12 protein-coding genes are annotated in these 10,891 nt (G+C 62.7%); 6 read left to right on the forward strand and 6 right to left on the reverse strand.

The features are described 5' to 3' along the window. The first annotated feature begins 30 nt into the window (after positions 1-30). From HU736_RS10735 to HU736_RS10755, 5 genes are read left to right on the forward strand one after another with little or no spacing between them, the layout of a single operon-like run. Positions 31-837 (forward strand): alkaline phosphatase family protein, encoded by an 807-nt coding sequence (locus HU736_RS10735; protein WP_186701518.1) that lies wholly within the window; start codon positions 31-33, stop codon positions 835-837. After that, complete coding sequence (locus tag HU736_RS10740) at positions 837-1,673, forward strand: ABC transporter permease (RefSeq protein ID WP_181003815.1); 837 nt, start codon at positions 837-839, stop codon at positions 1,671-1,673. The genes HU736_RS10735 and HU736_RS10740 overlap by 1 nt, the downstream gene beginning before the upstream one ends. After that, complete coding sequence (locus HU736_RS10745; RefSeq protein WP_103438242.1) at positions 1,663-2,457, forward strand: ABC transporter permease; 795 nt, start codon at positions 1,663-1,665, stop codon at positions 2,455-2,457. Before HU736_RS10740 ends, HU736_RS10745 begins: the two co-directional genes overlap by 11 nt. A 1-nt stretch (position 2,458) precedes the next feature. After that, positions 2,459-3,448 (forward strand): ABC transporter ATP-binding protein, encoded by a 990-nt coding sequence (locus tag HU736_RS10750; RefSeq protein WP_186701517.1) that lies wholly within the window; start codon positions 2,459-2,461, stop codon positions 3,446-3,448. Positions 3,449-3,470: 22 nt separating this feature from the next. After that, positions 3,471-4,124 carry an HAD family hydrolase gene (locus HU736_RS10755; RefSeq protein WP_186701516.1) on the forward strand — a complete coding sequence of 218 codons (654 nt, stop codon included), beginning with the start codon at positions 3,471-3,473 and terminating at the stop codon, positions 4,122-4,124. Positions 4,125-4,157: 33 nt separating this feature from the next. On the opposite strand, the gene HU736_RS10760 is transcribed toward HU736_RS10755, so the two are convergent. Then, positions 4,158-5,120 (reverse strand): NAD(P)H-quinone oxidoreductase, encoded by a 963-nt coding sequence (locus tag HU736_RS10760; protein WP_103438245.1) that lies wholly within the window; start codon positions 5,118-5,120, stop codon positions 4,158-4,160. Between the two features lie 141 nt (positions 5,121-5,261). Here HU736_RS10760 and HU736_RS10765 point away from each other — a divergent pair, with 141 nt between their 5' ends. Further along, on the forward strand, positions 5,262-7,343 hold the full coding sequence (locus HU736_RS10765) for a carboxy terminal-processing peptidase (protein ID WP_181003816.1): 2,082 nt from the start codon (positions 5,262-5,264) through the stop codon (positions 7,341-7,343). A gap of 100 nt (positions 7,344-7,443) precedes the next feature. Here HU736_RS10765 and HU736_RS10770 read toward each other — a convergent pair whose 3' ends face one another. The 5 genes from HU736_RS10770 to pcaQ form a co-directional block, all read right to left on the reverse strand. Then, positions 7,444-7,812, reverse strand: coding sequence for a hypothetical protein (locus HU736_RS10770; protein WP_103438247.1), 369 nt, complete (start codon positions 7,810-7,812; stop codon positions 7,444-7,446). Next, a complete protein-coding gene (locus HU736_RS10775) occupies positions 7,809-8,159 on the reverse strand; it encodes a helix-turn-helix domain-containing protein (protein WP_186701515.1) in 351 nt (116 codons plus the stop codon). The genes HU736_RS10770 and HU736_RS10775 overlap by 4 nt, the downstream gene beginning before the upstream one ends. 100 nt (positions 8,160-8,259) lie before the next feature. Then, positions 8,260-8,700, reverse strand: a complete 441-nt coding sequence (locus HU736_RS10780) for a YkvA family protein (protein WP_101321703.1) — start codon at positions 8,698-8,700, stop codon at positions 8,260-8,262. A 272-nt stretch (positions 8,701-8,972) separates the two neighbouring features. Beyond that, entirely contained in the window at positions 8,973-9,713 is a 741-nt protein-coding gene (gene bamJ / locus HU736_RS10785; RefSeq protein WP_101321704.1) for a BamJ family beta-barrel-assembly machinery protein, read from the reverse strand. Between the two features lie 229 nt (positions 9,714-9,942). Beyond that, positions 9,943-10,875, reverse strand: a complete 933-nt coding sequence (gene pcaQ / locus HU736_RS10790; RefSeq protein WP_101321705.1) for a pca operon transcription factor PcaQ — start codon at positions 10,873-10,875, stop codon at positions 9,943-9,945. Positions 10,876-10,891: the final 16 nt, after the last annotated feature.

Raw genomic sequence — 10,891 nt, forward strand, 5'->3', positions numbered from 1 at the left:
ACCGTGTGATCCACCTGCCGTGGAGTCTCCATGCCACACAACGTCATTCTGGTCCTGCTCGACGGCCTCAACCACGAGGTCGCCCACCATGCGATGGGCCACCTGCACGCTTACGTCGAGGCTGACCGCGCCGCGCTGTACCGGGTCCAGTGCGAGCTGCCGTCGCTGTCGCGGCCGCTGTACGAATGCATCCTCACCGGCGTACCACCACTGGAAAGCGGCATCGTCCACAACAACGTCAACCGCCTGTCCAACCAGCGCAGCGTGTTTCACTACGCCCGCGAGGCAGGCCTGGGCACTGCTGCCGCCGCGTATCACTGGATGAGCGAGTTGTACAACCGCTCGCCGTTCGACCCGCTGCGCGACCGCCACACCCATGCGCCGAAGCTGCCGATCCAGCATGGGCTGTTCTACTACGCCGATCACTACCCCGACTCGCACCTGCTGGCCGACGCCGAGTACCTGCGCCGCCGCCACGCCCCGAATTTCTTGCTGGTGCACCCGATGAACATCGACGATGCCGGCCATCGTCATGGCCTCGACAGCAGCCAGTACCGCAATGCCGCGCGCGGCGCCGACATCCTCTTGGCCGACTACCTGCCGCGCTGGCTCGAAGAGGGATATCAGGTGCTGGTGACCGCCGACCATGGCATGAACAACGACCGCTCGCACAATGGCCTGCTGGCCGAGGAGCGCGAGGTGCCGCTGTTCGTCTTCGGCAGCGCCTTCAGCCTCGACCAGAATGCCAAGCCGCTGCAGACCGAGCTGTGCGGAACGATCTGCGAGCTGCTCGGCGCCGCTCATGACAAAAGCGTTTGCCGCGAGCTGCTGTCGTGATGGCCGGCACCCGCGGGCGCTACCTGGCCATGCTCTGCCTGCTGCCGTTCGCGCTGTTCTTTCTGGTATTCCAGATCGCGCCGCTGGGCTGGGTGGCAATTAACAGCGTGCAAGCCGAGGGCGGCTGGAGCCTGGACAACTTCAGCAAGGTGTTCGCCTCCAAGTTTTATCTGCAGGCGCTGCAGCGCAGCCTGGAGATCAGCTTCTGGTCGAGCCTGTTCGGCATCATCATTGCCACCCTTGGTGCCTATTCGCTGCGCCAGGTCGACTCGAAGCTGCGCGACTTCGTCAGTGCCTTCGCCAACATGACCAGCAACTTCGCTGGAGTGCCGCTGGCCTTCGCCTTCATCATTCTGCTCGGCTTCAACGGCGCACTGACCTTGCTGCTGAAGCAGATCGGCTTGCTCGAAGACTTCAGCATCTACTCCAAGACCGGTTTGATCCTGGTGTACACCTACTTCCAGATCCCGCTCGGCGTGTTGTTGCTGTACCCGGCGTTCGATGCCCTGCGCGAAGACTGGCGCGAATCTGCAGCGCTGCTCGGCGCCAGCCACTGGCAATTCTGGCGGCACATCGGCCTGCCGGTGCTGACCCCGGCGCTGCTCGGCACTTTCGTGATTCTGCTGGCCAATGCCCTCGGTGCCTACGCCACGGTCTATGCACTGACTACGGGCAATTTCAACGTGCTGCCGATCCGCATCGCGGCGCTGGTGGCGGGTGACATCAGCCTCGACCCGAACCTGGCCAGCGCCCTGGCGATGGTGCTGGTGGGGCTGATGACGCTGGTCACGGTGGTCCATCAATGGCTGTTGAAGAGGAGCTACCATGCGCGCTGAATCCCGCCCTGGCGGCTGGTACCACCGCGCCATGGTCTACCTGCTGTTTTTGATCCTGCTGCTGCCGCTGGCCGGCACCCTGCTCTACTCGCTGTCGACCAGCTGGTCGGCGAGCCTGTTGCCCAGCGGCCTTACTTTCAAATGGTACGTGGCGCTGTGGAGCGAGCCGCGCTTTCTGGCCGCCTTCGGCCAGTCGCTGCTGGTGTGCGTCGGCGCGCTGCTGTTGTCGGTGGTGCTGATCCTGCCGTTGCTGTTTGTGGTGCATTACCACTTTCCGCGGCTGGACGCGCTGATGAACATCCTCATCCTGCTGCCGTTTGCGGTACCGCCGGTGGTGTCGTCGGTGGGCTTGCTGCAGCTGTATGGCAGCGGGCCGATGGCGATGGTCGGCACGCCGTGGATTCTGATCGGCTGCTACTTCACTGTAGCGCTGCCGTTCATGTACCGGGCCATCACCAACAACCTGCAAGCAATCAACCTGCGCGACCTGATGGACGCTGCCCAACTGCTCGGCGCCAGCACCTGGCAGGCGGCGTTTCTGGTGGTGCTGCCAAACCTGCGCAAGGGCCTGATGGTGGCGCTGTTGCTGTCGTTCTCGTTTTTGTTCGGCGAGTTCGTGTTCGCCAACCTGCTGGTCGGCACCCGCTACGAAACGCTGCAGGTGTACCTGAACAACATGCGCAACAGCAGCGGCCACTTCAACAGCGCGCTGGTGATTTCCTATTTCGCCTTCGTCCTGGTGTTGACCTGGGTGGCCAATCGCTTGAACAAGGACAAACCCTGAGATGAGCTTCGTCAGCGTAGAGAAACTGCAAAAGAGTTACGCCGGCAGCCCGGTCTTCGACGATATCGACTGCCAGATCCAGCGCGGCGAATTCGTCACCCTGCTCGGCCCGTCCGGTTGCGGCAAGTCGACCTTGCTGCGCTGCATTGCCGGCCTGACCCCGGTCGACAGCGGCCGGATCCTCCTCGACGGCCACGACCTGGTGCCGCTGAGCCCGCAAAAACGCGGCATCGGCATGGTCTTTCAGAGCTATGCACTGTTCCCCAACATGACCGTCGAGCAAAACGTCGCCTTTGGTTTGCGCATGCAGAAAACCCCCGCTGAAGAAAGCCGCACGCGGGTGCGCGAAGTGCTCGAGCTGGTCGAGCTGGGCAGCTTTGCCGGGCGCTATCCGCATCAGTTGTCGGGCGGCCAGTGCCAGCGGGTGGCGCTGGCCCGATCGCTGGTGACCAGGCCGCGCCTGTTACTGCTGGATGAGCCACTGTCAGCACTGGATGCACGCATTCGCAAGCACCTGCGCGAGCAGATTCGGGCGATTCAGCGCGAGCTTGGGCTGACCACGATCTTCGTCACCCACGACCAGGAAGAGGCGCTGACCATGTCCGACCGCATCTTCCTGATGAACCAGGGTCGGATCGTGCAGAGTGGCGACGCCGAAACCCTCTATACCGCGCCGGTGGACCTGTTTGCCGCAGGCTTTATCGGCAACTACAACCTGCTCGATGCCGACAGCGCCAGCCGCCTGTTGCAACGCCCGGTCAGCAGCCGCCTGGCGATCCGCCCCGAGTCGATCAGCCTGGGTCTCACCGGCGAACTGGACGGCCAGGTGCGCAGCCATAGCCTGCTCGGCAACGTCATCCGCTATCGGGTCGAGGTGCGCGAGGTCGAACTGGTGGTTGACGTGCTCAATCGCTCGTCAGAGGATCTGCATGCGGACGGTCAACGGGTATCCTTGGCTATCGACCCAACGGCGCTACGCGAAGTGGCATAGAAGTAGCTCAGGAGAAGTACCGATGGCTTTGGCAATTTTCGATCTGGATGAAACCTTGATCCATGGCGACTGCGCGTCGCTGTGGAGTGAGCACATGGTGCGGCTGGGCTGGGTCGATGGCGAGTCGTTTCTGCGCCGTGACCGCGAGATGATGGAAGCGTACAACAAGGGTGAGATGGCCATGGAAGACTACATGGCCTTCAGCCTCGAGCCGGTTGCCGGGCGCACACTGGAGGAGCTGGCGCACCTGGTCGAGCCATGGGTGGAAGATGTGATCGAGCCGATCATCTTCGGCGACGCCTGCCACTGCATTGCCGAGCACCGCAAGCAAGGTGATCGGGTGCTGATCATCTCGGCTTCTGGCACCCACCTGGTCGGGCCGATTGCAGCGCGCTTGGGTGTAGACGAGTATCTGGCGATCGAGCTGGAAGCGATCAATGGCGTGTACACCGGCAACACTCACGGCGTGCTGACCTACCGCGAGGGCAAGGTCACCCGGCTGCTGGAGTGGCTGGATCAGGAGCAGGAAAACCTCGAGGACGCGAGTTTCTATTCGGACTCGCGCAATGACCTGCCGCTGCTGCTCAAGGTCGATCATCCCAAGGCAGTCAACCCGGACCCGGTCCTGCGCGCCCATGCCGAGCAGCATGGCTGGCCGATCCTCGCCTGGAAGTGAAACAGCCGGGGCCGTAGCCCCGGCATGGCTGACTCAGGCCAGCGTCTGGTCGATCACCAGCACCAGCTTGCCGGAGACCTGATTGGTCGCAAGCTCGGCGTAGGCGGCCTCGGCGAACGCGACCGGATAGGTGTCCACCAGTTGCGCCTTGAGCCGGCCATCGGTGAACAACGGCCAGACCTGCTGGCCGAGCTCCTTGAGCAGTTCGGCCTTGAAATCATCATGGCGATTGCGCAAGGTCGAGCCGGTCAGCTGCAGGCGCTTGCCGAGAATCTGCGCCAGGTCCAGTTCGACCTTGCGCCCGCCCATCAAGCCGATCATCACCCAGCGCCCGTCGCGGGCCAGCAGCTCGACATTGAGCGGGCCGTAGCTGGCGCCAACCGGGTCAAGGATCACGTCGAACGGGCCCAGTTGCTTGAGGTCATCGAGGTTGGCATTGCGCACCACCCCACCGGCAGCGCCCAGCGCCTCGCAGTAGGCCAGCCGCTCTGGCGAGCCGACGCTGACCCAGACCGGATTACCCAGCGCCTTGCACAGTTGAATCGCCGCCGAGCCGACGCCACTGGCGCCGGCATGCACCAGCAGTTTTTCCCCAGGCTTGAGCCCGCCGAGCTGGAAGATATTCAGCCAGGCCGTGGCATACACCTCGGGGATCGCCGCCGCTTCGTGCAGGCTCAGGCCCTCGGGCACCGGCAGCACGTGGCGAGCATCGACCACCACTTCCTCGGCCATGCCACCGCCCGCCAGCAGCGCACAGACGCGCTCGCCGACGCGCCAGTCGGTGCCGGGGCCGACTTCACTGATGATCCCGGAACATTCCAGCCCCAGGTACGGGCTGGCGCCCGGCGGCGGTGGGTAATTGCCCGCGATCTGGAGCATATCCGCCCGATTCAGGCCTGCCGCGGCTACGCGAATGCGTACCTGGCCGGCATCACAGGTCGGGCGCTCGGCCTCGACCCACTCCACATGTCCGTCAACGCCTTGCAATGCCTTCACAGTGCCTCCATAGTTGAGTCATGACTGAGCCCGGGATCGCCTTGCCCCGGGCTTTTTGCAGTATTTGCCCGGCTCCATGGAACCGGCGAACGGAATAGACGGCCTACTATGCGTGATCAATTGCCTTTACGTCGAATCAGCATGAAGCATTTTCTGCCCAGCACCGCCCTCGCCCTGCTCATTGGCGTTGGCAGCCTGACGCTTGGCGGCAATGCGGCCGCCGCCAACAAGTGGGAAAGCCTGCAGCCAGACCGGGATGAGGTGGTTGCCAGTCTCAATGTGGTCGAGCTGCTCAAGCGCCACCACTACAGCAAGCCGCCACTGGATGACGCCCGTTCGGTGATCATCTACGACAGCTATATCAAGCTGCTCGATCCATCGCGCAGCTACTTCACGGCCTCGGACATCGCCGAGTTCGACAAGTGGAAGACCCAGTTCGACGATTTCCTCAAGAGCGGCAATCTCGATCCGGGCTTCACCATCTACAAGCGTTACCTGAACCGCGTCAAAGCCCGCCTGGACTTTGCCCTGGCCGAACTCAACAAGGGCGTCGACAAGATCGACTTCAGTGTTGACGAGTCGCTGCTGGTCGATCGCAAAGACGCGCCATGGCTGAAAAACGACGCCGAGCTGGACGACCTCTGGCGCAAACGCGTCAAGGATGAAGTACTGCGCCAGAAGATCGCCGGCAAGGACTTCAAGCAGATCCAGGAAACCCTGATCAAGCGCTACAAGAACCAACTTGCGCGGCTTGACCAGACCCGTGCCGAAGACATCTTCCAGGCCTACATCAACACCTTCGCCCAGTCCTACGACCCGCACACCAATTACCTGTCGCCGGACAACGCCGAAAACTTCGACATCAACATGAGCCTGTCGCTCGAAGGCATCGGTGCGGTGCTGCAGAATGACAACGATCAGGTCAAGATCGTCCGTTTGGTACCGGCCGGCCCAGCCGCCAAGACCAAACAGGTCGCCCCGGCCGACAAGATCATCGGTGTGGCCCAGGGCAACAAGGAAATGGTCGACGTGGTCGGCTGGCGTCTGGACGAAGTGGTCAAGCTGATCCGCGGCCCGAAAGGTTCGGTGGTGCGTCTTGAAGTCATCCCGGCCAGCAATGCGCCGAGCGACCAGACCAGCAAAATCGTTTCGATCACCCGCGAAGCAGTCAAGCTTGAAGAGCAGGCGGCGAAAAAGTCGGTGCTCAAGCTCAAGCAGGATGGCCGTGACTACAAGCTGGGGATCATCGAGATCCCGGCCTTCTACCTCGATTTCAAGGCCTACCGTGCCGGCGATCCTGAGTACAAGAGCACCACGCGCGACGTCAGGAAACTGCTCACCGAACTGCAGAACGAGAAAGTCGACGGCGTGGTCATCGACCTGCGCAACAATGGTGGCGGCTCGCTGCAGGAAGCCACCGAGCTGACCAGCCTGTTCATCGACAAAGGCCCGACCGTGCTGGTACGCAACAGCGATGGCCGCGTCGATGTGCTTGAAGATGAAAACCGCGGCGCGTTCTACAAAGGTCCGCTGACGCTGCTGGTCAACCGTCTCTCGGCCTCGGCTTCGGAGATTTTTGCCGGCGCCATGCAGGACTACCACCGCGCCTTGATCATCGGTGGCCAGACCTTCGGCAAAGGCACCGTGCAGACCATCCAGCCGCTCAACCATGGTGAGCTGAAACTGACCCTGGCCAAGTTCTACCGGGTTTCCGGGCAGAGCACTCAGCATCAGGGCGTGCTGCCGGATATCGACTACCCGTCGATCATCGACACCAAGGAAATCGGCGAGAGCGCCCTGCCCGAGGCCATGCCATGGGACACCATCAAGCCGGCGATCAAGCCTGCCGTGGACCCGTTCAAGCCGTTCCTCACCGAGCTGAAGGCCCGCCACGACGCCCGTAGCGCCAAGGATGCCGAGTTCACCTACATCCGTGACCGCCTGGCCCTGAGCCAGAAGCTGATGAGCGAGAAGAGCGTCAGCCTCAACGAGCAGACCCGTCGCGCCCGCCACGATGAGATCGAGGGCAAGCAACTGGCCCTGGAAAACATCCGCCGCAAGGCCAAGGGTGAAGAGCCGCTCAAGGAACTGAAGAAAGAAGACGAAGACGCCCTGCCGGTGGAAGATGAAAACACCAAACCGGAAGACGACGCCTACCTGGCCGAAACCGGGCGTATCCTGCTTGATTACCTGAGCCTGAGCTCGTCGGTAGCCAAGAAGTGACCGCCGGCTGACGCCAGTCGCAAAAAAAGGGGGTGGACGCCTAGAATGTCCACCCCCTTTTCTTTGTCTGCAGTTTGCTCAGGCAAACGCGCTGCGGCGCTCAGGCTTCTTCTGAATAGGGGTGCTCGAATACCCTGGCCACTTCCGAGGCGTGCCAGGAGGCTGCTTCCATGCCATCGACCGGCCCGGTAAACCTGCCCAGGCGCTCGGCACATTCGAAAAAGCCGGTACGCGGCAGGCGGCTTGCGCCCTGGCTGATTACCAGCGAGCTGCGCAGCGGCTGTTCGGCGCGTGCGTCGATGGCGGCCAGATGCTCCAGCGCGGCGGTCAGCGTCTGCATGGCCGGGGTTGGCAGCTGCAGACGCTCGAGCAGGGCACGGTAGGTCAGCAGGTGGCGCTGGCGGCGGGCCATGTCCAGCTCGCCGAGCAGCCCGTCCCATTGCTGGCGACTGATCCTGACGCCACTCATGACGGCTCGCTCCAGCCAGCAATACCCAGGTGCCAGGCCAGGCTGCGCAGGATCGGCGCACCCGCGTCACGCTCACCGGCTTCGATCATGGCCAGGTAGGCCGGGCTGATGCCGACGCTGCGCGCCAGCGCCTCAGGGGCCAGGCCCTTGGCTTCACGCAGGCGGGCCAACTCGCTGATTGCTGGCAGGCTGGCAGGCGCTGCAGCAGGCTCTGCTAGCGTCTGCTCTGCCTTGGCAGGGCTGGACGCAGGCGCCTGGCCGGCAGCGACCAGCAGGGCCTGATACTGCTCCCAGGGAATGACGGCGTATTCGGGCTTATCGTCCCGGCTGATGACCTGAATTTCCATTGCAAACCCCTCACGTAGGACTACTGCATGTAGCCCATAGGCATAACCTTTATGCCAATTATATGACCAAGCGCGAGGGTCTGTGCAGATCAGGCTGAATTCAAGGCGTACCGCGCTCCAGGCGCAGTGCCTCGGGGGTGTCTGGCAGGCGCTCTACCACGCGCAAACGCTCCGGCGTCTGGGCATCGCGCCAGGCCTTGAAACGGCCCAATTCGTCAGCCACGGTCTTCAATACCCAGCCGAGCACGGCGATATCATCGAGAAAGCCGACGCCCAGCAGCCAGTCGGGGATCGCATCCAGCGGGCTGACGAAGTACAGCAGGCCGGCCACGATGGTCACCAGCGCCTTCGGGCTGATGGCGCGGTACTCGCCGCGCCACCAGGCCAGGCACAGGCTCTGCATCAAGCGCAGGTCTTCACGCAGCTGGCCAAGCTTGGGACCTTTGCGCGCGACCGCAAACAACAGTGCCGGTAACCGGCCACGGCTGAGCAGGCGCTCGGCCAGGGGCAGAAATCGGCTGAAATTCCAGGGTGCACTCATGGGGCCTCCAAGCGATGAGGTTATCCACATTTATTGTGGATAACCTTGTGAACAGGGCACAGTTTCCGCCGCCCCGTGCCGACAGGGCAAGGGTCGCGCTTAGATCGGGCGTTTTTTACCCAATCGTGACAGTTACGCAAACGTTTTGCGTCATCGGGCAGACATGTACCGGCCACCCAATCTCGGACAAGCAATGCCGGCCGAGGTTCGTCTGGGTGCCCGCAAAAACGACAACGCCCCGTCGAGACGGGGCGTTGTAGACACGCTAAGGCTTACTGAGCCGGAGCTTCGGCTGGCGGCTCGGCGCCTTCGAGCTTGCTCGGATCTTTGATCGCCAGCAGTTCCAGGTCGAACACCAGTACCGAGTTGGCCGGGATCAGCGGGCTTGGGCTCTGTGCGCCGTAAGCCAGCTCAGCCGGGATGTACAGCTTGTACTTCTCGCCGACGTGCATCAATTGCAGGCCTTCGACCCAACCTGGGATCACACCGCTGACCGGCAGATCGATCGGGCTGCCGCGCTCGACCGAGCTGTCGAACACCTTGCCATCGATCAGCTTGCCTTCGTAGTGAACGGTCACAACGTCAGAGGCTTTTGGCTGTGGGCCATCGGCTTTCTTCACGACTTCGTACTGCAGGCCGGAAGCGGTGGTCACGACGCCCTGCTTCTTGGCGTTTTCTTCGAGGAACTTCTTGCCAGCCGATGCGGCTTCTTCGCTGGCTTTGGTCAGGCGCTCTTCGGCACGCTTTTGCAGCGCGGTGAAGGCCTCGACCAGTTCGTCATCCTTGATGCGCTGCTCTTTCTTGCTGACAGCGTCATCGATACCCATGGCGACTGCTTTCGAATCAAGGTCTTCCATGCCTTCCTGAGCAAGGCTCTTGCCCATGTTCAGGCCGATACCGTAGGAGGCTTTCTGTGCCGGGGTTTTCAGCTCGACGTCGCTGGTCTGAGCGTCGCAGCCCGCCAGAACCAAACTTACCAGGGCAACCGCAGCCGCCAAACGATGTTGTTTCATGCTAGTTCCTTGTTCATGCGCCATAAGGGCAATCAGGGTAAAGCCGCGAGCTTAGCAGGCGGTCGTTACCAATGGCTACCGGCATAGGAGCCGCTTGCGGGCAGTAAGTTCAGTAGGTGAAAGGTTGTTCATGGCAACGCTGCAGCCACTGGCCAGTATTGAGCCCAGATGCTACCTGCGGCGGGTATTGTGGCTATTTATGTCTGCCCTGCGAAACATGACAGATCCGTCAGGGATAAAGCCCTTCGCGGTACTCCCCGGCCAACTCGCGCAGCACCTCACATACCCACTGCGCCGGAAGGCTCTGCGGCAGCGCGGCGTTGCGGCAGATGCCCACCGAGCCACCCGGTTCGTAGATGCCAAGGTCCAGCTCGACCAGCTCGCCGCGGCCCAGGTCGATCAGCACCGCGTCACGTGGGGCGACCCAGACTGCATCGCTGCCCAGCAGGTAGCGCCGGCTCAGCGCCAGCGACAAGGTCTCCAGACGTTGCGCCGGCATGTGGATGCCGCACTGCACAAACAGGCTGTCGGCGTGTTGGCGGATGGTGGTGCCAAGCGGAGGCAACACCAGCGGATAGTCACCAACCCGGCTGCGCTCGAGCGGCTGCAGCGCCAGTAGCGGATGGCCCGGACGCACCACCAGACTCATCGATTCGCTATACAGGTGCTCGAATGACAAGCCCTGAATCTGCGGGCTGTCGGTCATGCGCCCGACTACCAACTCCAGCTCACCCAGGCGCAATTGGCCGAGCAACTGCGCACTGACCCCGGTGCTCACGCTGATCAGCAACGCCTGATGGCGCTGATGCAGGCGGCACAGCGCCTCGGGCATGAGCAGGCCTTCGACGGTCGAGAGCACGCCAATGCGCACCTGCGACGGCGCCCGCGCCTCGCCGCGCACACTGCTCACGCCATCGCGCAGGGCCTGCACGCTGGGGCCGGCGTAGCGCATGAAGCGCGTGCCGGCGGTGGTCAGCTCGACGCCCAGCCGAGTGCGCTCGAACAATCGCGTCTCAAGCAACTGCTCAAGCTCCTTGAGGGTCTTGGAAATCGCTGGCTGGCTGATCGCCAGAACGTCAGCCGCACGCGCCAGGCTGCCCTGGCGGGCGATTTCCAGAAAGCACAGCAAGTGGCGGTACTTGATTCGAGTGTCGAGGTTCATGCGTAAAAGCAGCTCT

Source organism: Pseudomonas shirazensis (assembly GCF_014268785.2).
Taxonomy (GTDB): Bacteria; Pseudomonadota; Gammaproteobacteria; order Pseudomonadales; family Pseudomonadaceae; genus Aquipseudomonas; species Aquipseudomonas shirazensis.

Excerpts from the sequence above, each read along its gene's own strand:
- HU736_RS10735 (WP_186701518.1), top strand. The coding sequence starts at position 31 with ATGCCACACAACGTCATTCTGGTCCTGCTCGACGGCCTCAACCACGAG.
- HU736_RS10740 (WP_181003815.1), top strand. The coding sequence starts at position 837 with ATGGCCGGCACCCGCGGGCGCTACCTGGCCATGCTCTGCCTGCTGCCG.
- HU736_RS10745 (WP_103438242.1), top strand. The coding sequence starts at position 1,663 with ATGCGCGCTGAATCCCGCCCTGGCGGCTGGTACCACCGCGCCATGGTC.
- HU736_RS10750 (WP_186701517.1), top strand. The coding sequence starts at position 2,459 with ATGAGCTTCGTCAGCGTAGAGAAACTGCAAAAGAGTTACGCCGGCAGC.
- HU736_RS10755 (WP_186701516.1), top strand. The coding sequence starts at position 3,471 with ATGGCTTTGGCAATTTTCGATCTGGATGAAACCTTGATCCATGGCGAC.
- HU736_RS10765 (WP_181003816.1), top strand. The coding sequence starts at position 5,262 with ATGAAGCATTTTCTGCCCAGCACCGCCCTCGCCCTGCTCATTGGCGTT.
- HU736_RS10770 (WP_103438247.1), bottom strand. The coding sequence starts at position 7,812 with ATGAGTGGCGTCAGGATCAGTCGCCAGCAATGGGACGGGCTGCTCGGC.
- HU736_RS10775 (WP_186701515.1), bottom strand. The coding sequence starts at position 8,159 with ATGGAAATTCAGGTCATCAGCCGGGACGATAAGCCCGAATACGCCGTC.
- HU736_RS10780 (WP_101321703.1), bottom strand. The coding sequence starts at position 8,700 with ATGAGTGCACCCTGGAATTTCAGCCGATTTCTGCCCCTGGCCGAGCGC.
- bamJ (WP_101321704.1), bottom strand. The coding sequence starts at position 9,713 with ATGAAACAACATCGTTTGGCGGCTGCGGTTGCCCTGGTAAGTTTGGTT.
- pcaQ (WP_101321705.1), bottom strand. The coding sequence starts at position 10,875 with ATGAACCTCGACACTCGAATCAAGTACCGCCACTTGCTGTGCTTTCTG.